The 24,855-nt window shown below is 65.7% G+C and carries 19 protein-coding genes and 1 riboswitch; of the genes, 7 read left to right on the top strand and 12 right to left on the bottom strand.

Going from position 1 to position 24,855, the window contains the following annotated elements; genetic code table 11:
• Positions 1–93: 93 nt before the first annotated feature.
• Positions 94–2,076: an aminotransferase-like domain-containing protein gene (locus ACW4LP_RS00425; RefSeq protein WP_455803361.1), complete on the top strand. Its 1,983-nt coding sequence runs from the start codon at positions 94–96 to the stop codon at positions 2,074–2,076.
• A 57-nt stretch (positions 2,077–2,133) separates the two neighbouring features.
• Here the strand turns inward: ACW4LP_RS00425 and ACW4LP_RS00430 are convergent, their stop codons facing one another.
• The 3 genes from ACW4LP_RS00430 to ACW4LP_RS00440 form a co-directional block, all read right to left on the bottom strand.
• Positions 2,134–2,991, bottom strand: a complete 858-nt coding sequence (locus tag ACW4LP_RS00430) for an ATP-binding protein (RefSeq protein WP_455803362.1) — start codon at positions 2,989–2,991, stop codon at positions 2,134–2,136.
• A gap of 103 nt (positions 2,992–3,094) precedes the next feature.
• Positions 3,095–3,394 (bottom strand): MTH1187 family thiamine-binding protein, encoded by a 300-nt coding sequence (locus tag ACW4LP_RS00435; RefSeq protein ID WP_455803363.1) that lies wholly within the window; start codon positions 3,392–3,394, stop codon positions 3,095–3,097.
• 24 nt (positions 3,395–3,418) lie between these two features.
• Positions 3,419–4,303: a hydroxyethylthiazole kinase gene (locus ACW4LP_RS00440; RefSeq protein WP_418686453.1), complete on the bottom strand. Its 885-nt coding sequence runs from the start codon at positions 4,301–4,303 to the stop codon at positions 3,419–3,421.
• A 77-nt stretch (positions 4,304–4,380) separates the two neighbouring features.
• Positions 4,381–4,502, bottom strand: a riboswitch (TPP riboswitch).
• Between the two features lie 112 nt (positions 4,503–4,614).
• Between ACW4LP_RS00440 and ACW4LP_RS00445 the strand changes: the two genes are divergently transcribed.
• Positions 4,615–5,883 (top strand): MnmA/TRMU family protein, encoded by a 1,269-nt coding sequence (locus tag ACW4LP_RS00445; RefSeq protein ID WP_418686454.1) that lies wholly within the window; start codon positions 4,615–4,617, stop codon positions 5,881–5,883.
• Between the two features lie 51 nt (positions 5,884–5,934).
• Here the strand turns inward: ACW4LP_RS00445 and ACW4LP_RS00450 are convergent, their stop codons facing one another.
• Positions 5,935–6,861: a LysR family transcriptional regulator gene (locus ACW4LP_RS00450; RefSeq protein ID WP_418686455.1), complete on the bottom strand. Its 927-nt coding sequence runs from the start codon at positions 6,859–6,861 to the stop codon at positions 5,935–5,937.
• Between the two features lie 377 nt (positions 6,862–7,238).
• On the opposite strand from ACW4LP_RS00450, the gene cysK reads away from it, so the two are divergent.
• A complete protein-coding gene (cysK, locus tag ACW4LP_RS00455; RefSeq protein WP_418686456.1) occupies positions 7,239–8,171 on the top strand; it encodes a cysteine synthase A in 933 nt (310 codons plus the stop codon).
• A 120-nt stretch (positions 8,172–8,291) separates the two neighbouring features.
• Complete coding sequence (locus ACW4LP_RS00460; protein ID WP_455803364.1) at positions 8,292–9,947, top strand: ATP-binding protein; 1,656 nt, start codon at positions 8,292–8,294, stop codon at positions 9,945–9,947.
• 6 nt (positions 9,948–9,953) lie between these two features.
• On the opposite strand, the gene ACW4LP_RS00465 is transcribed toward ACW4LP_RS00460, so the two are convergent.
• The 4 genes from ACW4LP_RS00465 to ACW4LP_RS00480 form a co-directional block, all read right to left on the bottom strand.
• Complete coding sequence (locus tag ACW4LP_RS00465; protein ID WP_418687369.1) at positions 9,954–10,934, bottom strand: helix-turn-helix transcriptional regulator; 981 nt, start codon at positions 10,932–10,934, stop codon at positions 9,954–9,956.
• Between the two features lie 25 nt (positions 10,935–10,959).
• Positions 10,960–12,069 (bottom strand): cation diffusion facilitator family transporter, encoded by a 1,110-nt coding sequence (locus ACW4LP_RS00470; RefSeq protein ID WP_302808984.1) that lies wholly within the window; start codon positions 12,067–12,069, stop codon positions 10,960–10,962.
• A gap of 780 nt (positions 12,070–12,849) precedes the next feature.
• Positions 12,850–13,800 carry a hypothetical protein gene (locus ACW4LP_RS00475; protein WP_114548680.1) on the bottom strand — a complete coding sequence of 317 codons (951 nt, stop codon included), beginning with the start codon at positions 13,798–13,800 and terminating at the stop codon, positions 12,850–12,852.
• Positions 13,801–13,960: 160 nt separating this feature from the next.
• On the bottom strand, positions 13,961–15,196 hold the full coding sequence (locus ACW4LP_RS00480) for an LL-diaminopimelate aminotransferase (protein ID WP_227070528.1): 1,236 nt from the start codon (positions 15,194–15,196) through the stop codon (positions 13,961–13,963).
• 267 nt (positions 15,197–15,463) lie between these two features.
• On the opposite strand from ACW4LP_RS00480, the gene ACW4LP_RS00485 reads away from it, so the two are divergent.
• Together ACW4LP_RS00485 and ACW4LP_RS00490 are read left to right on the top strand one after the other, a co-directional pair.
• The gene (locus ACW4LP_RS00485; protein ID WP_455803365.1) at positions 15,464–18,853 is read left to right on the top strand and encodes a molybdopterin-dependent oxidoreductase; all 3,390 of its coding nucleotides are present in this window, start codon (positions 15,464–15,466) and stop codon (positions 18,851–18,853) included.
• 10 nt (positions 18,854–18,863) lie between these two features.
• Positions 18,864–20,249, top strand: coding sequence for a 4Fe-4S dicluster domain-containing protein (locus ACW4LP_RS00490; RefSeq protein ID WP_455803366.1), 1,386 nt, complete (start codon positions 18,864–18,866; stop codon positions 20,247–20,249).
• Between the two features lie 131 nt (positions 20,250–20,380).
• Here the strand turns inward: ACW4LP_RS00490 and ACW4LP_RS00495 are convergent, their stop codons facing one another.
• From ACW4LP_RS00495 to ettA, 3 genes are all read right to left on the bottom strand, one after another.
• On the bottom strand, positions 20,381–21,148 hold the full coding sequence (locus tag ACW4LP_RS00495) for a zeta toxin family protein (RefSeq protein ID WP_455803367.1): 768 nt from the start codon (positions 21,146–21,148) through the stop codon (positions 20,381–20,383).
• Positions 21,149–21,150: 2 nt separating this feature from the next.
• Positions 21,151–21,720, bottom strand: a complete 570-nt coding sequence (locus tag ACW4LP_RS00500; protein WP_114548686.1) for a helix-turn-helix domain-containing protein — start codon at positions 21,718–21,720, stop codon at positions 21,151–21,153.
• A 206-nt stretch (positions 21,721–21,926) separates the two neighbouring features.
• The gene (gene ettA / locus ACW4LP_RS00505) at positions 21,927–23,606 is read right to left on the bottom strand and encodes an energy-dependent translational throttle protein EttA (RefSeq protein ID WP_114548687.1); all 1,680 of its coding nucleotides are present in this window, start codon (positions 23,604–23,606) and stop codon (positions 21,927–21,929) included.
• A 245-nt stretch (positions 23,607–23,851) separates the two neighbouring features.
• Between ettA and ACW4LP_RS00510 the strand changes: the two genes are divergently transcribed.
• Positions 23,852–24,319: a low molecular weight protein-tyrosine-phosphatase gene (locus tag ACW4LP_RS00510; RefSeq protein WP_114548689.1), complete on the top strand. Its 468-nt coding sequence runs from the start codon at positions 23,852–23,854 to the stop codon at positions 24,317–24,319.
• Between the two features lie 29 nt (positions 24,320–24,348).
• Here the strand turns inward: ACW4LP_RS00510 and ACW4LP_RS00515 are convergent, their stop codons facing one another.
• Positions 24,349–24,702 (bottom strand): nitrous oxide-stimulated promoter family protein, encoded by a 354-nt coding sequence (locus ACW4LP_RS00515; RefSeq protein WP_114548690.1) that lies wholly within the window; start codon positions 24,700–24,702, stop codon positions 24,349–24,351.
• Between the last annotated feature and the right edge of the window lie 153 nt (positions 24,703–24,855).

Raw genomic sequence — 24,855 nt, forward strand, 5'->3', positions numbered from 1 at the left:
TTATATTCAATTTGGGAAGTTTTAATAAGGTCAGTTGGAAGTGGCCTCGGTTTCGCAAAGAGCCGACGAGCTGACGATCTGGCGGAAGACCAGGTGGTCGTAAAGGAGCAGCTCGTTCAAAGCGTGCTGCAGGAGGAGGAAGGGAAAGCGATGCTCACGTATGTGCTAAATCGCGGAGGGGAGACGAGCCTGTACGAGCAGCTTTACCGGGCGCTTCGAGCCGACATCGAGTCGGGTGCTCTTGCGGCCGGCGCGCGTCTCCCTTCCAAGCGGGCGTTCGCGAAGCATTTGGGAGTGAGCGTCGTCACCGTAGAGGGGGCCTTAGACCAGCTGGTGGCCGAGGGCTATGTGCGCGCCGTGCCCCGCAGCGGCTTCTATGTGCAGGAAATCGGCGCGAATTTGGCAAGTTTTTCGAGGGTTTCGACGCGTGAAACCGTGAAATCGCCTTCCAAAGCCGGTTTCGAGGGCAAAAGCGCGCTCGGCGTAGCCAAAATGGGGGTTTCGGAAGGTGGCGGCGTCGAAACCCTCGAAAAACTTGCCACAAAAGACGAGTCCTTTTGTATAGCTTGTGGCAAAGGGGATGTTTCGGGGGCGCGTGGGGGGTTCCAGGGCGAAGCGAGCCTCTGCGGGAATGCGACGAAAATCCGGAGCAACGCGAGCATCGAGGATGACAGGGCCGAATGTGGGGCATCTTGGAACGGCCAGAACGATGCCGGATGTGGGGCATCTTGGTGCGGCCAGAATGGCGCCGGACGCAAATGGCTCGCCGATTTCACGGGGGCGACGGCGCCGGAAGGGGTGTTTCCCTACGCGGCGTGGGCACGGACGCTGCGGCGCGTGTTGGCCGACGAGAGCGAGCGCACGGTGCTGGAGGCGTCGGGGCCTCAGGGATCGTCTCGGTTGCGGGCGGCCATCGCGGCGCATCTGCGGGGCTTTCGCGGCATGGAGGTGCATCCCGACCAGATCGTGATCGGTTCCGGTGCCCAGTCGCTTTATGGTCTGCTCGTGCAGCTGCTCGGCCGCGACCTGGTGTACGGCGTGGAAGACCCCGGCTATCCGCGGCTTACGCGCATCTACGAGTCGAACGACGTGGCGGTGCGGCCGATCGCTCTCGATGGGGAAGGGCCGGTCTTGGAGGCGCTCGAGCGTGCCCGCATCGACGTGCTGCACTGCACGCCGTCGCACCAGTTTCCCACCGGTATCACGGTGCCGGTGTCGCGCCGGCGCTCGTTGTTGGAATGGGCCCAGAGTGGGGTTGCCGCGCCCGAGGACGGTGCAGCGGCTAGGGAGATTCGCGGTCGGAGCGTGAAAGCTTCCAGTGCCCGGTCGCGCTACCTCATCGAGGATGACTTCGACTGCGAGTTCCGCATGGCGGGGCGTCCCGTACCTCCACTCGCGGCCCTCGATGGGGCTGGGCGGGTCATTTACGCGAACACGTTCTCGAAGACGCTCGGGGGTGCTTTCCGCATTGGCTACATGGTGCTGCCCGAGGCGCTGGCCGAACGGTTCCGCGACAGGCTCGGTTTCTACGCCTGCACGGTGGGTGCATTGGAGCAGCTGACGTTGGCGCGGTTCATGGAGTCGGGGGACTACGAGCGCCATGTCAATCGCCAGCGGACGCGTTACCGGCGGTTGCTGAGCGCGCTGATTGACGCACTGGCGGCGTCTTCGGCCGGCGATCATTTGCACTTTGCCAATGCGGGCGCCGGGCTGCACTTTCTCATGGAAGTGAGGGGCGTCGAAGGAGATAAGAGAGATGGCGCGACTTTCGAGGAGCGCGTGGCCCGGCGCGCTGCGATTCGGGGTGTGCGCCTGGCGCCTTTGGGCCGTTATCGGTTCACGGGTTGCGAGGCGGGCGCTCCTGGGCTCAGCTCGAACGAAACGGTAGGCTGCCGGTGCGAGGCTCGCGAAGTCGAGGGTGCCCGAAGGGTATGCGACGAGGTGCGGTCTGGGTGCAGCGAGGGGAGGGGTCGGCGCCGTCCCGCCTTCGTGATGAGCTTCTCTTCCTTGGAAGAAGAGACGATCCCGGAGGTAGCCGGGATCGTCTCGGAGGCGGTTATGGTCGAGCTGGGCTGACCTGGTCATCCTCGATGAGCTAGGGGGCGCATTCAATCAAGTGCGCGTCGGTTGTTTCTAGCCGATGACGTCGCCGTTGACGGCGAAGGTGACCACTTCGAAGGGGATGTCCTTGCCCGACTGGGCGCAGGCCTCGGCGGCGGCGCGCTCGAGGCCGCCGCAGCAGGGCACCTCCATGCGGGCGACGGTGACCGAGGTGATGTCGTTGGCGGCGATGATGGCGGCGAGCTTGTCGGTGTAGGAGCCCTCGTCCAGCTTGGGGCAGCCGATGATGGTGACGTTGCCGCTCATGAAGCGCTCGTGGAAGCTGGCGCAGGCAAACGCGGTGCAGTCGGCGGCGATAAGCAGCCCGCGGCCCTGGTAGTAGGGGGCCTGCACCGGTACGAGCTTGATCTGGCACGGCCACTGAGCCAAGCGGTTCGGCAGAGCGGCGGCCACGGCGGAAAGCGCGTCGGTGGCGCCGGTAGCGGCCGGAGCGGCGGTGCGAGCAGCCGGTACAGGAGCGGCTGGTGCCGGGGCTCCGTCCAGGGAGCGGCTGCGGGAGCCGGGACAGCCGCCATGGTGCGCGGGCGACGGTGCCGGCTTCGGGGCGTCATCGATGAGCGTGCGGGCGGCCGAGCCGGGGCAGCCGCCATGGGGCGCAGCCGGAGCGCTGCTGGACATGCCGCTGTTGTTACGGGCGGCCAGGTGCGCGGCGACGGCGGCCTCATCGTAAGGGGCGGCTTCGCGTTCGATAAACGTGATGGCGTCGGTGGGGCAGGCCGGCAGGCAGTCGCCCAGCCCGTCGCAATAGTCATCGCGTACCAGGCGCGCCTTGCCGTCGACCATGGCGATGGCGCCCTCGTGGCACGCGTCGACGCACAGGCCGCAGCCGGTGCACTTGTCCTCGTCGATGTGAATAATTTTGCGGAGCATGGAACCTCTTTCGCTTCGTGTCGTATTTCGGGCAGCATCATAGCGGGCCAACGCGAAAGCGCAAGGGCCTCCATGGAGATGATGGAAAGTTGTGGACGAACCCCTACTCGGTCAGCAGTGTCTCCACCTTCTCGACCTTGGTGTGCAGGGTGTCGCTGTGCCCCGGGCGGATGTCGGCCTTCAGGATTACCTCGGTGCGGATGCCCTGATCGGCGAGGATCATGGTCGCGTCGCGTACGACGGCCATGACCTCGTCCCAGTCGCCCTCGATCTCGGTGAACATGGAGGTGGTGCGGTGGGGCAGGCCGGAGTCGCGGATGACGCGGACGGCCTCGGCCACATAGGGCGCGAGCTCGTCTCCCACGCCAAAGGGCGCGATGGCAACGGCAACAAGCGTGTTCATAGGAATCTCCTTTTGCTTCTCGGCTTATGCGGCTGATGTGCTGGTGAGTTCCAGGGGCGCTTCGGCCACTTCCTCGGCGGTGAGGTTGTAGAGGGCGTCGAGGAAGGCGACTTGGAAGCTGCCGGAGCCGTTGCAGGTTTCGGCAGCGTGCAGGCCGGCCAGGTTGTAGGCGGCCGTTGCGGCGAGCGCCGCCACGAAGGGATCGGCCACGCAGGCGTAGACCGCGCACACGCCCCCCAGCGAGCAGCCGGAGCCGGTGATGCAGGTCATGAGGGGCGATCCGCCGGAAAGGCGCGCCACCTGGGCGCCGTCGGTGACAAGGTCGGTAGTGCCGGAGACGGCCACGGCCCCTCCCGTGAAGCGGGCGCACGCCACGGCGGCGCGCTCGGCGGCGTCCACAGAGTCGGTACTGTCCACTCCGCGGGGACCGTCGCCGGAAGCGTCTTCGGCCGCGTCGTTCCCGAGTCCCCACAGCTCGGCCACGGCGATGATCTCCGAGGCGTTACCGCGCAGGATAGCGGGGGGATTCTCGCGCGCGGCCTCGATGAGCTGGGTGCGCAGGCTGCCGATGCCGATGCCCACCGGGTCGAGCACCCAGGGCTTGCCCGCCGCCGCGCAGGCCCGCGCCGTGGCGGGAACCGTTTGCTCGTAGACGGACAGCAGGGTACCCAGGTTAATGTACATGGCCCCTCCCAGGGCTGCGACGCATTCGCCCTCGTCGGGCAAATACACCATGGCCGCCGAGCCGCCGACGGCGAGCTGGGCGTTGGCGACGAAGTTCTGGGTCACGGTGTTGGTGATGGAAGGTGCGAGCGGGTTCGTCTCGCGCACCTCGTGCACGGCACGGGCCATGAGCGCTCGCAGTTCCGCCTCGGTGCGGGCGGTGGGATTGGTGGAAGGTTCGATCACGACGATTCCTTTCCGGAAGCCGGAGTACTGGCTGCGAGTTGCGCCAAAAAAGGCGCTCCCCGCAGGAAGCGCCCCGTGTGCTTGGTGAGCATGCTCCCTACGACAGTGTTAGCTGACAGGTTCGAAGGGTTGGGCGCCTGCGCCCTCTCAACCACGGGGTGGCTTTACGTGCCGCCGGGTGGTACCCCTGCATGGGACGCAGCGTAGCATGTTTTGACGCCGCGTTCGGCCGGCGAGGTTTCGTGCGCCGCTTGAGAGGTGGGGAAAAGAGGGAAAGCGGGCGAGGGCCGCGCTGTGCTATGATGCGCCCCATGACTTTCGGAAATGACAGAGAGGCGGCTGCGGTGCCCGGGGCGTCCGGCGTGATGGCGGCGATGTCGGGGGGCGTCGATAGCTCCGTGTGCGCGCTGCTGTTGCAGGAAGCGGGCTATGCCGTGCGTGGCGCGACGATGGTCTTGCGAGACGGAGGGGCCGGGCGAGAAAGCACGGCCGCCGTAAGCGCCCTGGGCGAGCATGCGCTTTGCGCGGGGTCGACGTGCGGATCGTCGCGCGATGTAGAAGATGCGCGGGCGGTGTGCCGGCGTCTTGGCATTCTCCACGATGCCTTCGAACTGCGCGATCGCTTCGATGCGGCGGTGGTGCGTCCGTTCTGCGACGCCTATCTGGCCGGCCGCACGCCCAACCCCTGCATCGACTGCAACCGGTTCCTGAAGTTCGAGGCGCTGCAAAAGCGCCGTCGTGAGATGGGGCTCGATTACGTGGCCACGGGGCACTACGCTCGGCGCCGTTGGGACGAGGCGACCGGGCGCTGGCAGCTTCTGCGGGCAAGCGACCCCGTCAAGGACCAGAGCTACGTGCTGTACCATCTTACCCAGGATACGCTGGCCCACATGCTGTTCCCCTTAGGCGAGCTGACCAAAGACGAGGTGCGCGAGCTGGCCCGCGCCCACGGCTTCGTCACGGCGGAGAAGCCCGAGAGCCAGGACATCTGCTTCGTCCCCGACGGCGACTACGCGGGGTTCATCGAAGGCTGGTGCCGGACACGTTGCTGCGAGGGAGAGGCCCCGTGCGTGCCCTTGGCGGTTGCGGCCGAGGGCGGACCAAGGTCCGCCCCTACGGGGTCGGGTTCGGTTGCTGCTTCGGTTGCAACCGCTTTCGAGCCGGGCGAGATCGTGAACCGGGAAGGACGCGTTCTCGGGGAGCATGCGGGGCTCATCCGCTACACCATTGGACAGCGCAAGGGCATCGGCGTGGCGGCTCGCGAGCCGCTGTACGTGCTGGGGAAGGACGCGTCCGCCAACCGGCTCGTCGTCGGCTTCAAAGACGAACTGCTCAGCTCAGGAGTGGTGGCTTGCGATGTGAATCTCATCAGCGGAGGCGTTTTGGAAGGCCCGCGCAAGGTGCAGGTGAAGACTCACTACCGCCAGCGACCGGTGCTGGCAACAGCCGAGCAGACCGGCCCCGACGAGCTGACGGTCACCTTCGAAGAACCTCAACGCGCCGCCGCCCCCGGCCAGGCCGCTGTCCTCTACGAAGGCGACGTCGTCCTCGGCGGCGGCACCATCGCGAGGACCTTCTAGGCCGCCCGGGAGGGAACAGAGGCAGGGGGATGCTGCCCGCGCTGCTTCGGCCTACAGCCCGGCGAGGCCGATTTGGTAGCCTTCCACGAACAGGCTCAGCTTCTCGATGTAGCTGGCGGCAAGGGGGGAGAGCTGCCGCTCGTTGTGAACGATGTAGCCCACGCGCATGAGTTCCTTGGTCTGCAGGGGCACGCTGGCGATGCCGGTGTACATCTCGCTGGAGAGCACGCCGGAGGAGATGGTGTAGCCGTCATGATGGGCGAGCAAGTTCGACAAGGTCCCGCGGTCGCTCACGGAGATGCACTTCTTGTGCGGCAGCTCGGCCAAGGGTTCCTCGGAATAGAAGAACGAGTTGTTCGCGCCCTGCTCGAAGGCGTAGCGGGGGTAGTCCTCCAGATCCTCTACGGTCACCTCGGTGCGCGAGGCTAGGGGGTGCTTGTCGCTGACGAACACGTGGGGCTGCGCGGTGAACAGCAGGTTGAAGGAGAGGTTCGCGTCGGAAAGGGCGTGCCCGATGACGCTCTCGTTGAACGTGGAGAGGTACAGCACGCCCAGATCGCTGCGGAAGTCGCGCACGTCCTCGATGACCTCGGAGGTGCGGGTCTCGCGCAGGCTGAAGTTGTAACTGGTGCCCTCGTATTCCTCGGCCAGTTCCAGGAACGCCTCCACGACGAACGCGTAGTGCTGGGAGGTGATGGAGAGCTTTTGCGCCGCCTCGCCGCCGCGGCCGGAGTAGCGCTGCTCCATGAGGTCGGCCTGCTCCACCACTTGGCGCGCGTAACCCAATAGCTCGATGCCGTCGCTCGTGAGTGTGATGCCGCGGTTGGAACGCTCGAAGATGGTGACGCCGGTTTCGCGCTCGATGTCGCGCACGGCCACCGACAGGCTCGACTGGGACACGTACAGCGTGTGTGCCGCCGCCGAGATGGAGCCGTGGTTCGCGATGGCGATGAGGTAGCGAAGTTGCTGCAGGGTCATGGGAAGCTCCTATGGCGGGTTGGAATTCAAGTCTAGGGAACTGCTAGGTATTATACGGCCGCCGAGCGACGATGGAAGGGGGAACTTGACGGTTCGCGACGGTTTTCTCGGCCGCGTCGCCATCGGAAACCGCTATGGCGCGGGCCGTTGACGAAGCGGGGGCATTCAGTAGGATGGGGGCAATGCACCTCCTCGTCGGTCGGGAACGCGGGGAATTCTGATTCGCTCAGACAGTCCTCGCTGGTATCGAAGGCGCAGCAGGCATTGCGCTTCCCTGCATCATTGTGCCTTCGATACCATCTGCGGAACTCGCTCGGTCAGAACACCCCGCGCTCCCGACCGGTAGTCGACTTTGCCTCAACCAGAAAGGACCTGCCATGACCGTCCGCAAGAACATCACCGAGCTGATCGGGCATACGCCGTTGGTGGAGCTGACCAACTACGAGCGCGCCCACGAGCTGCCCGCCACGCTCATCGGGAAGGTGGAGTCGTTCAACCCCACCGGCTCGGTGAAGGACCGCGCCGCCCAATCGATGATCGACGCCGCCGTGGAGGCCGGGGTCCTCGACGACGAGACGGTCATCATCGAGCCCACCTCCGGCAACACCGGCATCGGCCTTTCTGCCATCGCCGCCGTGCGGGGCAACCGCATCATCATCGTCATGCCCGAGACCATGTCCGTGGAGCGGCGCAACCTCATGCGCGCCTTTGGGGCGGAGCTCGTGCTCACCGAGGGCGCCAAGGGCATGAAGGGCGCCATCGAGGAGGCCGAGCGGCTGGCGGCGGAGATTCCGAACTCGTTCATTCCCTCGCAGTTCTCCAACCCGGCGAATCCGGCCGTGCACGAGCGCACCACCGGCCCGGAGATCTGGGAGGACACCGATGGCGCGGTGGATATCCTCGTGGCCGGCGTGGGCACCGGCGGCACGCTGTCGGGCACCGGGGCCTATCTGAAGGCGCAGAACCCGGCCATCCAGGTGGTGGCCGTGGAACCGGCCGGATCCCCCGTGCTCTCCGAGGGCCGCGCCGGCGCCCACAAGATTCAGGGCATCGGCGCCGGGTTCGTGCCCGAGACGCTGGACACCGCTATCTACGACGAGGTCATCGCCATCGAAGACGAGGAGGCCTTCGAGGCCGGGCGCGAGCTGGCTGCCCATGACGGACTGCTCGTGGGCATCTCCTCGGGCGCGGCCGTGGCGGCGGCGGCGAAGTTGGCGCGCCGGCCCGAAAACGTGGGCAAGAACATCGTCGTCATCCTGCCCGACACGGGCGAGCGCTACCTTTCCACCGCCATGTTCGATTTCTCGTAAGCCTTCCACGTTTCTCTTTCGTTACAAATTCGTGGGCTCATCGACAGCTTCGGGGGCGCTGGGCAACGGCCGTGGTAGCATACGGAAAGCACCTTTTCGACCGACAGAAGAAAGCAGCACATGGCAACCTCGGCGCCCTCCATATTCCCCGCTTTAGCCCAGCTCGACATCGGCGACGTTCTCGCTCATATGCCAGGCGGCTTTTTCGTCTACCATGCTGATGGCGACGAGGCGGTGGTCTACGTCAACGAGGCCTGCCTGCGCATCTTCGGCTGCGCTGACGAGGAGCAGTTCGTCGCGCTGACGGGCGGCACCTTCCCCGGCATGGTGCACCCCGAGGACATCGAGGCCGTGGAGCACTCCATCAGCCGTCAGATTCAGGCCGACCGGTACTCCATGGACTACGTGGAGTACCGCATCATCCGCCGCGACGGCTCGGTGCGTTGGATAGAGGACTACGGCCACCACGTCACGTTGGACGCGGGCGAGTTCTTCTACGTGTTCATCAACGACGCCACGGACAAGCTGCGCGAGCGGGCCGACGAGCTGGAGGCGGTGAACGCCCAGCTGCGCGAGGCCTATGCCCGCGAGCTCGAGCACCGTACCATGCTGCGCAACGCCCTTTCCGAGGCCGAGGCCGCCAACGTGGCGAAAAACACGTTCCTCTCGAACATGTCCCACGACATCCGCACGCCGTTGAACGCCGTGGTGGGCTACGCGTCGCTCATCTCGGCCCATGGCGGCGAGGCCGAGCGGGTGCGCGCCTACAGCGACAAAGTGCTGGCCGCTTCCGAGCAGCTGCTCGACGTGGTGAACGAGGCGCTGGAGATCAGCCGCATGGAAGCGGGCCATGTGCAGCTGGCCGAGGCGGAATGCTCGCTTTCCGAGCTGGTTCTGCAGGCGCGCATGGACATGGTGGATCTGGCGGACCGCGCCGACGTCACCCTGGCCTGCGACATTGAGCCTCTGGCCCACGATCGCGTGCTCGTGGATGCCGTGCGCCTGTCCCACGTGCTCACCCAGCTGGTGGACAACGCCATCAAGTACTCGCCGGCTGGCAGCACCGTGCGCATCAGCGTGGCCGAGAACGCCGGCGCGCCCCAGGGCTTTGCCAGCTTCCGCTTCGTCGTGGCCGATAAGGGCGTAGGGATGGAGCCCGCGTTCATGGAGCGCATGTTCATGCCCTTCGAACGGGAGAGCAACACCACGGCTTCGGGCGTTCAGGGCACGGGACTCGGGCTCACCATCGTGCGCAACGTGCTCGATCTTATGGAAGGCGAGCTCGCCGTGGAAAGCGCGCCGGGGGAGGGCTCCACTTTCACCGTGGACGTCACCTTCCGCCAGGCTCCCGCCGACGTGGCCGCCGAGGCGCCGCGTCCGAGCCGCGGGCGGGGCCCGGTGCACCGCATTCTGCTCGTGGAGGACAACGAGCTCAACCGCGAGATCGCCTGCTGTCTTCTGGACGACGCGGGCTATGCGGTGGACACGGCGGAAAACGGCGAGGTGGCCGTGGGGATGATCGAAGATGCCGATGCGTGCGCCTACGACTTGGTGCTCATGGACATTCAGATGCCGGTCATGGACGGCTATGCCGCCACCCGCGCCATCCGCGCGCTGTCCGACCCGCTGCGCGCGTCGCTGCCCATCATCGCCGTGAGCGCCAACGCGTTTTCCGAGGACCGCAAGCGCTCGCTGGAATGCGGCATGGATGCGCATCTTCCCAAGCCGCTCGACGTTCACCGTCTTCAGTCCCTCATCGAGAAGGTCGTGCATTAGACGATTCTAGTAGCTGTCGGCGATGTCTCTCAGGTAGTCAGCGTACTGGCGGGCCAGGGCACTGGGGGCCTCTAGGCGCACGGCGGTGCCGAACTGGGCGAGCCAGCCGAAGAACACGGGGCTGGCGGCCACGGTGACGTGCACGCGGGCATGGGTCGCATCCACCGGCGCGCTTTCCACGTCCTTGCCGAAGCGGTCGATAATGGCGCTCATGACCGATTCCTCCACCAGCAGCGTCGCCGGCGTCGTCTCGCCGCCGAACATGGAGAACGTGCGAGAAGTGTAGGCCGCCGCATCGAAGGTGGCGATGCGCTCGTTGCGCACGGCCGCCTCGTCGGTGATGCGCAGCCCCTGCATGCGATCGACGCGGTAACTGGGGAAGGAGTCGTGCTTCTCGTTGTAGGCGATGAGGTAGTAGCAGCCCTCGGAGTAAATGAGGCACACCGGCGTCTCGCAGTAGATGCGGCCGCCCCCTTGGGGCTGTGGGCGCTTGTTCACGTCGTGCTTCACGTAGCGGAAGGCCACCTGCCGGTGGCGGCGGATGGCCTCGTGCAAGGTGTCCACGTGATGGAACACCGATTCGTTCTGCATCTTGATGCGGCCTTCCACGTGCACGTTCTTGGAAAGCGCGGCGGCCTGGTGGCAGGAGCCCAGAGACGCCAGCCCTTCGGTGAGGCGATGGGCCATGCGAACCGTGAGAAAGCGCGAGGACTGCACGGCGTCGGTGAGCAGCATGAGCTCGGCGGCGGTGAAGGTGTGCGAGACGAGGGCGTAGCTGACCGGGTACGTGGGAAGCTTCGCGATGTCGAGACCGAAGTCGCGAAGGGCGTCCAAGTCGCGGTACACCGATTTGCGCTCGGCCTCGATGCCCGCCTCGGCCAGCCCGGCGATGATTTCGGGGCAGGTGAGGCCGTGGCTCTCGTCGGTGCGCTCGTAGAGCATCTTGGCGAGGTTGAGCAGCTTCAGTTTCTGGCTCTCGCCCGCCATCGTGCGCCCCTTTCCCCATGATCGCCTACGTTGGCTGATCGTCTTCGTAATCGTGGTCGATGACGACATTGTAGGTGTAATCGGGATATTTTTCCTTCAGATGGGCGATTATTTTGTCGCGGATGGCGTCGTCGTCGGCCTTAAAGCCTATGACCAAATCGAAGTAGACGGTCGAGGTTTTCTCGTCTACGTAGAAGCCGTGCACCTGCAGGATCGCCGGGTCGCTTTTCGCGAGGGCGTCGAGGTCGGCATGCAGAGGGGCGAAGGCGCCGGTGGTGTTCTCGGCGTAAATGCCCACGGTGGTGAGGATGCCGAACTTCTCGGTGAGTCCTTCGCTGATCTGGCGGGTGAGGGCGTGGATGTCGCGGGCGCACATATCGTCGGGCACCTCGATGTGCACCGAGCCCAAGACTTCGTTGGGGCCGAAGTTGTCCAGCACCACGTCGTAGGTGCCGCTCACATCGGGGAAACTGTTGGTGTAGGCGATAATGTCGTCGACGAGCTTCTTGTCCTCCGGGCCGCCGATAAGCGGCGAGAGGGCGTCGCCGAGCACTTCGAAGCCGGCCTTCAGAACCACAAGCGAGATGATGAGGCCCACGGCGCCGTCGATGTTCAGGCCCCAGAAGTTCTGGGCCGCCGCTACCACGAGCGTGCCGGCCGAGAGCACCGCGTCGTAGTTGGAATCAATGCCCGAAGCGATGAGGGCCTCGGAGTTCGTCTTGTCGCCGAAGCGCTTGAACATGATGCCGATGGCGATCTTCGCGAGGATGGCCACCACGATGACGATGATGGTGATGGTCGAGTAGCTGGGCGCGCCGGGGTGGATGATCTTGTCGATGGATTCGCGCAGGGAGATGAAGCCGGCCACGAGGATGATGATGGCGATGACGACGCTGGTGAGGTACTCCACGCGGCCGTAGCCGAAGGGGTGGTGGCGGTCGGGCCGGCGCCCGGCGAGCTTCGTGCCCACGATGGTGACGATGGAGGACAAGGCGTCGGTGGCGTTGTTCACGCCGTCCAAGATGATGGCGATGGAATGGGACATGAACCCGACGGCCATCTTGAAGGCGACGAGCAGCACATTGCCGATAATGCCGTATACGCTCGCCTTGACGATTTCCCTCTCGCGGTTCATGACTCTCACCCCTGATGGTTTGCGCTTGTGCCTCTTGGGTCGGCGCGCCTCGCTGTATTATGGGCGCCGTTGCTACTGGTGCGGCCGTTGTTGTGGCTGCTGCGCTGGCGCCGATGCCGCCGCTGGTGCCGCCACCGGCGCGGCTGTTGACGCCGCCACTGGTGCCGTTGGCGCGGGCGCGCGTTGTCTCATGGGTCGATTATAGGTCTCTCTCCAGGTGGGCAAGTCCCCGCCCCGTAGCCTTTCCGAAGCAGTTCGGTAACTATCCTGCTCGCCGCCGCCGATTGCGGGCGCTTTGGCAGAGAAGATGGGAAGGCAAGCAGACGGCGTTGACCGCCTGCGGTTGCGCACCCATCCGTAGCCTGAGACGGTTTTCTGCCATCGCCGTTTCCCGTTTGCGACATTTTGGGCCCTCGGGCTATGCTGCTTTGGCAAAAACCCACGTCTGGCTACGGGTTTTTGCCCCTTTTTGAGTTTCGACCCGCAGCCAGAGGGGGCTTTTTGTCGGGAAGGCTGCGGTGGCCTGGCAAAAACCCCTCTCGTGCTACGGGTTAGCGAACGGTGCTCTGCGGGTGGATGGGGTATATGCGCCGATTTGGGGCAAGAGGAGATCGGTTCGAGAAAGAAAGGGAAAGAGAAAGGGAAAGAGAAAGAGAAAGAAAGAGAGAGAAAAAAAGAGAGAAGATCGTTCCAAGAAAGAGAAGGCCCTCCGGCTATAGAGTGGGAGGGCCTTCGTGGCGGGTGATGGCGGCAGCGATGTGGCTTGCCCGCGAGTCGAAGTTAGGCGGTGGGCTTGTCGTTGTCGGCGTCGTCGGTCGCAGTGTCGGCGGCTGCGGTGTCGGCGTCGGAGGAGATCTCCTCGACGACGGCTACGCCGGCCTGGGCGTCTTCGATGTAGTTGTCAGGCAGGACGATGGCCGGCTCGGCTGCGGCCTCGGCGGCTTCCTCGGGAGTCTCGGCCGGGGCGAAGGTGTCCTCCTCGACCGTTTCCACCACGGCGGCGGGGACGGGCTCGGCGACCGTCTCCTCCGCGACGGCAGCTACGGGTTCGTCTGCTGCGGGCTCGGCCGCGACGACCTGTTCGGTGGCGACGACTTCTGCCGCAGGGGCCGTAGCGGCCGTGGCGGGCATCACTGCGCCGGCAACGGCCTCGGCGGCCACGGCAGCGGCCACGGGAACAGCGGCGGCCGGAGCGGCAGGCTGCTGGGGCGCAGCGGCTGCGGGCTGCACGGGCTGCTGCGGGGCTACCGGTGCGACAGGCGCAGCGGCCGGCGCGTAGCCGTAGGGAGCCGCGGGCGCCGGCGCGGCGGCGTACAGGGCGCGATCCTTGTTGGCGAACACGGCCACGATGATGCAGAGCACGAGCGACACCCAGCAGCAGGAGAGAAGGCTCACCACGGCGGCGACGATGTTCCAGATCATGATGCCGCGCAGTTTGTCGGGCTTGGCCGCGCCGCGCACGCCGAGGATGCCGGCGATGAGAATGAGCACGGCGCAGACGATCACGAGGAAGACGAGGAAGCCCAGCATGCCGAGCAGCACTGACACGTCATCGGTGGTGAAATAGAGGCCGTCGTCGGTGTAGAAGTAGTCGTAGCCGGAGCCGGAAATGGCGGCGCCGCCGACGCCGAGGCCTGCCCAAGCGATGAGCATGCCGAAAATGCCGAGGGCTGCGAGCACGATATTGGCAATGCTCATGCCCTTGATGGCCTTCGCATGGTTGGTGTTCATGGTGTCTCTCCTTGAATCGATGCGGTCAATGCGATGGTGACCAGTATAGCGGCGAATTGTTGAGTCGCGTCATCGGCGATCAATTGTGGAGCGTTTGTTGACAAGCGTCAGCAAACGGCGCGCGGGCTCGACTGAGCGCCGGTTCCGTGGTGCGCTTCGGCTAGTCGCGACTCTCGGCATCGAGCATCCGCTTGATGCGCTCGACGGCCTCGCGCGTGTCGTCCGCGTCGCCGAAGGCGGTCAGGCGGATGTAGCCCTCGCCGGCCGGCCCGAACCCGGCGCCGGGGGTGGTGATGACGTTGGCCTCTTCCAGAAGGCGGTTGAAAAAGTCCCAGGAGCCGGTGCCGTTAGGGGTGCGGCACCACACGTACGGGCTGTTGTCGGCGCCGTACACCTCAAGGCCGGCCGCCGCCAGGCCCTCCTTTATCGTGCGGGCGTTGGCGCGGTAGAAGTCGATCGTCTCGTCCACCTGGGCCGCCCCCTCCGGAGTGTAGATGGCCGCCGCGCCCCGCTGGATGACGTAGGAGGCGCCGTTGAACTTGGTGGTCTGGCGGCGGTTCCACATGGCGTTTAAGCTCTGCCCCTCGCGTACCAGGTCACGCGGCACCACGGTGTAGCCGCAGCGGGCCCCGGTGAAGCCGGCGGTCTTCGAGAAGCTGCGGAACTCGATGGCGCACGTCTTCGCGCCGGGAATTTCGTAGATGGAGTGGGGGATGGCGGGGTCGGCGATGAAGCGCTCGTAGGCGGCGTCGAAGAGGATGACGGCATCCGTGGCGTTGGCGTAATCGACCCATCTTTGCAGGGCCTCGCGGGAAAGCACCGTGCCCGTGGGGTTGTTCGGCGAGCAGAGGTAGATGAGGTCGACGGGCGCGTCGGGCAGGGCTGGCGTGAAGTCGTTCTCGGCGGTAGTGGGCATGTAGACGATGTTCGTCCAGCGCTCGGTGTCCGTGTCGTAGTCGCCGGCGCGGCCGGCCATGGCGTTGGTGTCCACGTAAACGGGGTAGACCGGGTCGCACACGGCCACGACGTTGTCCTCGGCGAAGATGTCGCCGATGTTGCCGCAGTCGCTTTTGGCGCCGTCCGAGATGAAGATCTCGTCGGGGTCGATGGCGATGTTGCGGGCGGCGAAGTCGTGCTCGGCGATGGCGTCGCGCAAAAAGGCGTAGCCCTGCTCGGGGCCGTAGCCGTGGAAGGTCTCGGCGGCGGCGAGGTCGTCTACGGCGGCGTGCATGGCGGCGACGACGGCCGGGGCGAGCGGGCGGGTGACGTCGCCGATGCCCATCTTGATGAGGCGCGCGTCGGGGTTCGCTTCCTGGTAGGCGGCGGTGCGCCGGGCGATTTCCGAGAACAGGTAGCTGCCGGGCAGCTTCTCGTAGTTGCGATTGATGCGGGCCATGGGGCCTCCTTCATGGTGCGGTTTTCTGATGCGCTTAGGTTAGGGGGCGAATGTTTCCAATGGGAAAAGACGAGGATAAACCTCATCAATGGGCAGATCAGCGCCGCAATCGTGGACAATTTGTGGGCATCTCGCCTACGGCGCGCGCTCGGGGTTTTTGAGCGTCCGCACGACGGTCTCTTGTGTGAAAATGAAGGTTCTAAGAGACAGGGTGTGAATAGGCTTGCGCTAGCAGGACGCGGGCCTGTGCGAAGGAGACGTTCGTCCATGAAATTGACGCGGAGAGGCTTTCTGGCCGGCGCCGGAGCCGTGGCGGCGGGAAGCGCGGCATGGGGTTTGGATCCGAATCGAGCCTGGGCCGACGAAGAGGTCGCCGAAGAGCCCGCCGGCACCGACGAGGCGCCGGCCGAAGAGCCTGCGGCCCCTGCGGGGCCGGTCGTCGTCTGCGAGGAGTGTCCGGGCGCCTGCACACTGGTGCTCGAGGTGGAGGACGGGCGGGTGGCGGCGGTGCGCGGCGACGGCGCGAATCCGTTCTCTGAAGGGCGGCTCTGCCTGCGCGCTCAGGCGCTGACCGACTTGTGGAAGGCGCCCGAAGGGGCGACCGAGGACGGCGCCGGTGGCGATGGTGGCAATGGCGCGGGCGGCAACGACGCCGCGAGCGAAGGCGCGACGACGGCCAGTCCGGGGCGCTTGACCTCGCCGCGGGTGCGTCGCGCCGGGTCGGATGCATGGGAGGACATCTCCTGGGATCGCGCACTGGATGAGATCGCCAACTTGGTGAAGGACGCGCGGGACGCCACCTTCGAAGAGAGCATCGAGGGCGTGGAGGCCGACGATGAGGCGCAGGGCGAGACGGACTTCGACGAATGGGACTGGAGCGACCGCGGCGGCTACGGCGACGATGGCTACGGCGACAACGACTACGGCGCCCGGAAGCGTCCCCGCGGCGTGCCGGTCATGTGCACTCGGGCCATCGGCAGCTTCGGCGGCGCGCGCCTTGTGGCTGAGGAGCAGTTCCTGCTCGCCAAGGCGCTGCGATCCTGGGGCGTGGTGAACATCGACTCCGAAGCGGCTTTCGGTCGGCGTGCCTTCGCAGCCGGTGTCGCCGCGACCCTCGGCATCGCCGAGCCCGACGGGCTCTGGAGCGATATCGCGAACACGGGCTGCCTGCTCACTCTGGGTGCCGATGTTGCCACAAGCCAGCCGCTCTCCCTTCGCTGGATCGAGCGTGCCCGGGATGCGGGCGCGCTTTGGATCGCCGTGGATCCGCTGCGCTCGGCCTCGGCCGAGATGGCCGACATCCACGTGCCCATCCGCCCCGGCACCGACATCGCGTTTCTCGGGGGGCTGGCCAAATACGCCATGGACAATTCCCTCTGGCAGCCCGAGTACGTGCTGAATTTCACCAACGCCTCCTACCTCATGGACCCCGCCTTCTCCTTCGACGCGTCAAGCGGCGCCTTCTTCGGCTGGGATCCCATGACCGGCACCTACGACAAGACCAGTTGGGGCTATCAGACCGACGGCTTCGACACGTGGAACATGCGCTTCGACGGCGAGTTCTCCTGGGTGCGCGGTGAGGGCGTCCCTGCCTGGGCCGTGCCGTCCCAGCCGCGCTGCGAGCGCAATATCACGCTGCAGGACCCGGCTTGCGCCTGGGTGCGCCTGCAGGAGTTTCTCGCCCGCTACGACTTGGACACGGTGGCCACCGTCTGCGGCGTGGAGCGGTCGCTGCTCGAGCGCGCCTACGGGGCCTTCGCGGCCACGGGCGCGGTGGAGGGGGCGGGCAAGGTGCTGGCCGGGCCCGGTCTCGTGCAGCACGGCACGGGGGCCCAGGCGGCGCGCGCGGCCGCTGTGGTGCAGCTGCTGCTCGGCAACATCGGCGTGCCCGGGGGCGGCATCTCCTACCTGGGGGGCGCTGCGAATGAGGGGCTGGCCGATGCCATGGGGCTTTCGCCGGACATGTTCTGCGGCGATCTTCCCTGGCCCACCGAGGGCGAGACGACGCTCCAGGCGTGGCTCGAGGCCCACACCGAGCCGGCCGGCGCGGGTTCACTGCGGCCCCGTGCCCTGGTGTCGGCCCTGCGTGAGTGGTGGGGCGAGGAGGCGGCCTTCGACAACGACTACGGCTACGATTGGCTGCCCAAGGCACCGGCTGGCGGTGCGTCGTTCAGCGAGGCGCTGTGCACAGGCTTGCTGCAGGGGTGTTTCCTGTGGGGCGCCGATCTGGTGGGGAGCGCGTCTTCGGGCGTTACGGCCGACGACGTGGGGCGCCTAGCGTGGCTCGTCGTGACCGACGGCTCGCCGAACCTCACGGCTACGTTTTGGGAACGGGTGGAGGATCCTTCCCAGCAGCAGACGACGGTGTTCCAGCTGCCAAGCGTCCTCGGCTTCGAGAAGGCCGGCATCCGGGCGAGCGGCGGCCGCCTTCTGCAGCATGCTGAGGCGGCGGTTGAGCCGGCGGCCGAGAGCCGCACGGACGCTGCCATCATCGGCGATATGTGGGAGCGCGTGTTCAACCTGTACGACACCAAGGGCGGTGCGGCGACGGATCCGATCCTTAAGGCCCGGTGGGACTACGTGACATCCGACAGCATCGATCTGGTGAAGGTGGCCTGGGCGATGAACGGCTATGTCGTCGAGGACAGCGACTGGGACGGCGGCGAGCTGGTGCTTTTGGAAGGTGCCGACGGGCTGCGCGCCGACGGCTCGACGGCCTGCGGCGCGGCTTTCCTGGCGGGGCTGTGGTCGAACGGCGCCAGTGCGGCTGATGCGGCCGAGCAACCCGTGGGACGTCGCGACGGTGCCGACGAGAGCGGTCTGGGGCTTTTCCCCGGCTGGGGCTTCACGTGGCCCGGCAACGTGCGGGTGCGCGGCAACCGGGCGAGCGCGAACTTGGCGGGCCAGCCCTGGGTGCGCGAGCGCAATCTCCTTACTTGGGAGGGGGAGAGCTGGGCCTGCATCGATGCGCCCGACTTCCCGATTCTGCGCGACGGACGATGGCTCGAGCCGGACAACCAGGCCTTCCCCGGTACCTGGGAACAGGTGGGGCTTTTGGTGTCCGACCGGTTGGGCGACGGGCCTGTGCCCGAGCACTACGAACCGTTGGAGTCCCCGTTGAACAATCGCCTGAACGGGGCTTACGCCTCTCCGGTGCTGCTGGCGGCCGCCGCGAAGGCACCCGGTGCCGCAGGCGACGACGGGGCGGTGGATGCCGCCGTGGCCGATGCGCTGGCGCCGGACTACTCCTCTATGCAGGCGGATCGCGCGGCCTATCCCATTGCGGCGGTCATCAACGGCTCGGACGGCCGCGACGGCGCTCGGCGCGCCCTGAGCGAGACGCTGGCTGCCGCGGAGCCCGGCTGCTTCGTGGAAATGTCGGCGAGTTTGGCTCGCATTCGCGGCCTGGCCACGGGGAAGTGGGCCCGCGTGTTCAACGAGCGCGGATCCGCGGAGGCGCCGGTGCTCGTCACCGACCGTATCCGTCCCTTCCAATGCGAAGGCAACGAGGGCCACTATGTGTGCTTGAACGGCATGGCCCTCGGCAGCGAGGACGCCGCGGCGGCCATGTGGGGCGTTTTGGCCCCTGCGGCGGAAAGCCCCGTGGGGGCGGCCCGCGATGTCAAGGGTTTCCTGGTCGATATCGAGAAGGCTTAGGGGGAGCATCATGGCTGTCAAGGCAATTCTTTTCGACAGCAGTCGGTGCTCTGCCTGCCAGGCGTGCGTCGCTGCCTGCAAGGGCCGCTTCGGCCTCGGGCCTGCGTCGTCGTCGGAGGATATGGCGGCGCGCGCGTTCGGGCGGGCGGCCGTGCTGGACGAGGAGGCGCCGCTTGCCGTGGCGCGCTTCGAGCGCACGCTGGCCGACGGCGGCACCGTGTGGGAGGCGGCCCGCGCCGGCTGCGTGCACTGCGCCGAGGCGCCTTGCGCGGAAGTGTGCCCCACCGGGGCGCTGGCGGTGAGCGGCGAGACGGGTTTCGTGTCTCTGGACGCGGCCCGCTGCGTGGGCTGCCACTTGTGCGCTATGGTGTGTCCCGCCGACGCTCCCCGCCATCGGGGAGAGCGCGGCGAACTCTGCCTGTGCGACGGGTGCGGGGCCGAGGTGGCCGAAGGTTCCGTGCCGGCCTGCGTCGCCGCCTGCCCGCTGGACGCTCTGGCCTTCGACGACCGCGATGCCGTGGTGTCCCGGGCCAACGAGCGGGCGGCGGTGCTGCGCGAGCGCGGCTGGGCCGCAGCCTCGGAGCTCGGCGTGAGCGAGCAGGGCGGACACCACGTGGTGCAGGTGATGAAGTACGGCGTGGGCGGCTCCATGCACGAGGCGCTGGCGTCTACCGGCGAGGTGGAATGGCTCGATGCCGTAAAGATGGCCGGTCCTGTGTCCGTGGGCGTCCTCGGCCTTGCCGCTGCGGGCGCCGTGGCGGGGTTGGCGGTCGAGTCCTCGCGCCAGCGCGCTGCCGAGGTCGAGGCGGCCGCCGCTTCAGCGGGCACCTTCAATCCGCTGCTCGACGAGGAGAATATCGAAGGCGGGGAGGGTACCGATGGCGATGCGCGCGAGGTCGTGGAAGAGACCGCTCTTCAGGCCGCTCTGCGCCGCCGCAACGCCCTGCGTTCCAAGAAGGGCGCCACACCGGCCGCCGCCGCAGCTGCTGCAGTGGCCGCCGTGCCGGTGGAGGAGTGCCACTGGTACAATGCCGATGCTGTGGGCGACGATGAGGCGGAAGGCTTCGAGCCGCGCCTGGTGAGCTGCGGTCGTGCGCGCTTCGGCATGAAGGACTACGGCGTTGCGGACGGCTGGGGCGAGGACTTTGCCGGCGATGCGGACGACGCCGTCGAGATTCCCGTGGTGGACGAGTTGAGCGACACCGGCGAGCTGTACGACGTGGAGGAGTTCAACCGCCTTCTGGCCGAAGACGCCGCCCTCGCCGAGGAGGCCGGGGAGACTGATGATGCCGAAGAGCCCGGTGATCCCGAGCCGGCCGATGGGCTCGAGGCGATTGATGATTCTGAGCCAGTTGACGACACTGGGGAAGAAGAGTCGGCTACAGAGCGTTCATAACGAATAGCGCATCTCTCGGCTATCCCGCGGTATCTCCATTCGTGCTAGAATGAAGACAGCTGTGGGGGACGGTTCGGTTCGTCCCCCACGGGGCTTGAAACCCGCTCGTCGTTGGTAGCGCAGGGCGGGTTTTACTTTGTCTTCAGGTAGTTCAGCTTGGCTTTGAGCTCGTTGTAGTGGCGTCGCTCCTCGGGAGTCCAGGGGTCGAAGAGGATGGTGCGTAAGGCTTCTTCGGCGCTGTCGCCAGCTCCCTCGCGGGGGAACAGACGCGTTTGGCTTCGGTCGTAGAGGGCGATCTCGTCGAACATTCCGCTTGCTTCCAGGACGCCGAGGTTGGAGACGATCTGGTCGATGATCTTGTTGTGGTGCGCCGGATCGGTGGCTCGGGGCGTGGTGCCGGCCACGCGCATCTCCTCGTAGCGTATCTGGCAGCTGACGAGCGATATCTTCGGCTTTACGGCCATGAGCGCGAGGGACACCCCGTAACCGCGCTGGCGCAGCAGCTCCGCCGTTTTCAGGGGCACCTCTGCCGTGCGCAACGTGCTCTCGATGACGAGGTTGTACCCGATGCGCGAAAGCGAGTCGATAAGCGCCTCGGTCATGCGTCCTGCCCATGGCGCAGTATAGTTAACGGCCTCGTCTCCGTAGATGCGCTGAAGCTCCAAGAAACGGGGGTGGAACTTTCGATAGTCGTCCCCGTTGATGCTGATGCCATTGCCGTCCAGTCGGCGATGGATGATCTTGTGGAGCGTGGTTTTCCCTGCCCCGCTCTGGCCCCCGAGCAAAAAAGCCTGAGGTGGCGATTCAAGGGTAGGGCGATAGGCGCTCAGGAGATTCCAGCGCAGCTCTTCGAACTTTTCGCTGAACTCTCTTTCGGTGTATTTGTCTTCATCGCCCATGATTAGGCCGCCTTTGCGAGCTGGGTCGAAAGAAATTGCTGAAAGCCTTTCAGTTGCCCTCGTATCTCATCGATAGCATGTTGGTTGGCCGCTGAGTCCGAGAGAATTTCGGGCACAAGGCGAGCGATCTGTTGCTCGATGTCGTCGTAGATTATCGTTAGCTCGTCATTTCCCTTGAGCTTTGCCTCGGCGCGTGCTCTGGAGATCTGCGCCATGATGTCCCAGGCGGATTCGTTCAACACCTCCTGCTGCAACGTTATCTCGTAGATTTCCGTCGTGTCCATGACGTCTCCTCCCTCGTCAAAGGTCACTTCCGCGTAGACGATCTTCTCGACCGATGCGCGCTGCTTGGGGGTAAGCGCGTCGCCGTCGCGCTCGAGGCAGCCGGCCATGAACGCGGGAATCATGGTGGCGCGAATGAGGTTGGCGTTGGCCTTGGTGGGGGCGATACCCTTCTCGTAGCGAGTGATGCTGGCCTCGCCGATGCCGAGTAGCCGCGCAAAGGCCTGTTGGGAGAGCCCGTAGTGCTTCCGGATCTCCTTAATTTGCTGGGACATGTCGTGTTCTCTCATGATTATCCAATCTATAGATTGCCTAATAGGGGTATTATATCAGTTAGATTAGGACATATTCGACATGAATTCGAGAAAATGATAGAGAAAAACTCAGCAACATATCAATCAAAAGATAGAAAGAGGGCGATCCCTGTGAGACCGCCCTCTTCGATGGGGGAATATGATAAGTGCGCCCTCGTCGGCCCCAGGGCCACTGTCGGCGCCTAGTCGCGGGTTAGTTTGCGGTGGAGGCGGTGGGGCTTGGCGGCTTCCTTGCCGAGGCGTGCCTCGCGGTCGGCCTGGTAGGCCTCGAAGTTGCCCTCGAAGAAGTGCCAGCGGCCCGGGTTCTCGTCGTCGCCTTCCCAGGCCAGAATATGGGTGGCGATGCGGTCGAGGAACATGCGGTCGTGGCTGACCACGACCGAGCAGCCGGGGAAGTCGAGCAGCGCCGCCTCCAGGCTGGAGAGGGTCTCCACGTCCAGGTCGTTGGTGGGCTCGTCCAGAAGGAGCAGGTTGCCGCCCTCCTTCAGGGTGAGCGCCAGGTTCAGCCGGTTGCGCTCGCCGCCGGAGAGCACGCCTGCGGGCTTCTGCTGGTCGGCTCCCTTGAAGCCGAAGGCGGCCACGTAGGCGCGGGAGGGCACTTCGGTCTCGCCGACCATCATGTAGTCGGTGCCCCCGGACACCACTTCCCACAGCTTCTTGTCCGGGTCGATGCCCGCGCGGTTCTGGTCGACGTAGGCGATCTTCACCGTCTCGCCGATTTCCAGCTCGCCGCCGTCGAGCGGTTCAAGGCCCACGATGGTCTTGAACAGGGTGGTCTTGCCAACGCCGTTGGGACCGATCACGCCCACGATGCCGTTGCGAGGCAGCTCGAAGGACAGGTCGTCGATGAGCACGCGGCCGTCGAACTCCTTGTGCAGGTTCTTCGCGACGAGCACCTTCGAGCCCAAACGCGGGCCAGCGGGAATCTGAATTTCCGCGAAGTCGAGCTTCTTCGCCTTGCCGGCCTCGGCCACCATGGCGTCGTAGTTGGCCAGACGGGCCTTCGACTTCGCCTGGCGGGCCTTCGGTGAGCTGCGCACCCATTCCAGCTCGCGCTCCATGCGGCGGGCAAGCTTGGCCTGGGCCTGGCCTTGGGCGGCCATGCGGGCGGCCTTGGTCTCCAGGTAAGTGGAGTAGTTGCCCTTGTAGGGGAAGAGCTGCCCGCGGTCCACCTCGCAGATCCACTCGGCGGCGTGATCGAGGAAGTAGCGGTCATGGGTGACGGCGAGCACGGCGCCAGGGTAGGTCTTCAGGTGCTGTTCGAGCCAGAGCACCGATTCGGCGTCCAGGTGGTTGGTGGGCTCGTCGAGGAGCAGCAGGTCGGGCTGCTCCAGAAGCAGGCGGCACAGCGCCACGCGACGGCGCTCGCCGCCGGAAAGGATGCTCACGGGCGCGTCCGGGTCGGGGCACTGCAGCGCGTCCATGGCCTGGGAGAGCTGGGAGTCGAGGTCCCACCCGTTGGCGGCGTCGATCTCGTCCTGCAGTTTGCCCATCTCGTCCATGAGCGCGTCGAAGTCGGCGTCGGGCGCGGCCATCTCCTCGCCGATCTGGTTGAAGCGCTCCACTTTGGCCAGCACATCGGCGAAGGCCATCTGAATGTTCTCGAGGACGGTCTTGTCCTCTTCAAGCGGCGGCTCTTGCAGAAGAATGCCCACGGTGTAGCCGGGCGTCAGGCGCGCCTCGCCGTTGGAAACCTCCTCGAGGCCGGCCATGACCTTCAGCAGGGTTGACTTTCCCATGCCGTTGGGCCCCACGACGCCGATCTTCGCGCCGGGGTAGAACGACAGCGTAACGTCGTCCAGAATAACCTTGTCGCCCACCGCCTTGCGGGCCTTGTACATTTGGTAGATGAACTCTGCCATGATGCTCCTGTTCCCTCTGCTCGGTTCCTCGGTTCGCAGCGCGAGGCGCGTACGGGAAGGCCGTTGCTCCGAGCGAGCCGTCCAATGCTTGGGCGGTATTTTCCCAGAAGTAACCGACGGGTGCTATGGCGCCTTCGCGATACTGGAAGAAAACCGCGACTTGTGGCTTAGGGCGATGGGGGTTGCTGTGAGATAATATGCACCGTATCTTTTAAACAATCGGTCTCCTTGCAAAGGCTTTCCCCATGACCCAGTCTCCCATTCGTGTCCTTTTCGTCTGCCACGGCAACATCTGCCGATCGACTATGGCCGAGTTCGTGTTGAAGGACATGGTGGCGCGGCGGGGGCTTACCGAGCAGTTCCACATCGAGTCGGCGGCGACGAGCACCGAGGAGATCGGCAACCCGGTGCATCCGGGCACGGCGGTGGTGCTGCGCGAGCATGGTATCGGCGGCTTCGAAGGCAAGCGCGCCCGCCAGCTGCGCCGCGCCGATTACGACGCCTTCGACTTCATCATTGGCATGGACACGGCCAATATTCGCAACATGAACTGGATCCTCGGCGGCGACCCGGACGGCAAGGTGCTCAAACTCTTGGAATTCGCCGGCACCAGCCGCAGCGTCGACGACCCCTGGTACACGGGTGATTTCGAGACTACCTACGCCGACGTGCGCGACGGCTGCGAGGGGCTGCTGGCGTATTTGGGGATGTAGTCTCGCCGAGGGACGAGAGGGCGTCGGCCTTATTTCTTTAGCAGATGCCGGATGGCAGCGATTGGGTGGCGCGTGATCATGCGCGGACCGGCGTAACGCATGATGGCGCGGATCTGCTCGCGCTGGGCGGGGGCGTAGCAGTGGTTGCCGCATTCCTCGCAGCTTGTTTTGTGGGCCATGGACCGACAGCGCTCGGTGCGCAGGACGCAGTAGTCGTCGATGGCCTTGCACGCGGGGCAGAGCGCCTCGCCGGCATGGCTGGTCTCGGTGCGTGCGGTCGCCTCGTGGTTGCCGGCGCAATAAATCGCCACCATGTTCGAGATGGTGCGCTTCTCGCGCTCGCGGCGGCGAGCGACTTTGGGGGTGTCAGGTATTCTTGCCATGGTGCGCACTTTAGCAGATTTCCCGCTGATGTGCCGTTCTTGTTAGCTCCTTCAAACTTTCGCCAAAAGAGCGAGCAGCCGCAAAATGACGATGTTGACGTCACAAGCGTCATTTTGCGGCTGCATTTCTCTCAAACGGGGCTGTTTTGGTCT

This window comes from Adlercreutzia sp. CNCM I-6215, assembly GCF_977072315.1.

Coding starts and splice junctions, on each gene's coding strand:
- ACW4LP_RS00430 (WP_455803362.1), bottom strand. CDS start 2,991: ATGCTCCGCAAAATTATTCACATCGACGAGGACAAGTGCACCGGCTGC.
- ACW4LP_RS00435 (WP_455803363.1), bottom strand. CDS start 3,394: ATGAACACGCTTGTTGCCGTTGCCATCGCGCCCTTTGGCGTGGGAGAC.
- ACW4LP_RS00445 (WP_418686454.1), top strand. CDS start 4,615: ATGACTTTCGGAAATGACAGAGAGGCGGCTGCGGTGCCCGGGGCGTCC.
- ACW4LP_RS00450 (WP_418686455.1), bottom strand. CDS start 6,861: ATGACCCTGCAGCAACTTCGCTACCTCATCGCCATCGCGAACCACGGC.
- cysK (WP_418686456.1), top strand. CDS start 7,239: ATGACCGTCCGCAAGAACATCACCGAGCTGATCGGGCATACGCCGTTG.
- ACW4LP_RS00460 (WP_455803364.1), top strand. CDS start 8,292: ATGGCAACCTCGGCGCCCTCCATATTCCCCGCTTTAGCCCAGCTCGAC.
- ACW4LP_RS00465 (WP_418687369.1), bottom strand. CDS start 10,934: ATGGCGGGCGAGAGCCAGAAACTGAAGCTGCTCAACCTCGCCAAGATG.
- ACW4LP_RS00470 (WP_302808984.1), bottom strand. CDS start 12,069: ATGAACCGCGAGAGGGAAATCGTCAAGGCGAGCGTATACGGCATTATC.
- ACW4LP_RS00475 (WP_114548680.1), bottom strand. CDS start 13,800: ATGAACACCAACCATGCGAAGGCCATCAAGGGCATGAGCATTGCCAAT.
- ACW4LP_RS00480 (WP_227070528.1), bottom strand. CDS start 15,196: ATGGCCCGCATCAATCGCAACTACGAGAAGCTGCCCGGCAGCTACCTG.
- ACW4LP_RS00485 (WP_455803365.1), top strand. CDS start 15,464: ATGAAATTGACGCGGAGAGGCTTTCTGGCCGGCGCCGGAGCCGTGGCG.
- ACW4LP_RS00490 (WP_455803366.1), top strand. CDS start 18,864: ATGGCTGTCAAGGCAATTCTTTTCGACAGCAGTCGGTGCTCTGCCTGC.
- ACW4LP_RS00495 (WP_455803367.1), bottom strand. CDS start 21,148: ATGGGCGATGAAGACAAATACACCGAAAGAGAGTTCAGCGAAAAGTTC.
- ACW4LP_RS00500 (WP_114548686.1), bottom strand. CDS start 21,720: ATGAGAGAACACGACATGTCCCAGCAAATTAAGGAGATCCGGAAGCAC.
- ettA (WP_114548687.1), bottom strand. CDS start 23,606: ATGGCAGAGTTCATCTACCAAATGTACAAGGCCCGCAAGGCGGTGGGC.
- ACW4LP_RS00510 (WP_114548689.1), top strand. CDS start 23,852: ATGACCCAGTCTCCCATTCGTGTCCTTTTCGTCTGCCACGGCAACATC.
- ACW4LP_RS00515 (WP_114548690.1), bottom strand. CDS start 24,702: ATGGCAAGAATACCTGACACCCCCAAAGTCGCTCGCCGCCGCGAGCGC.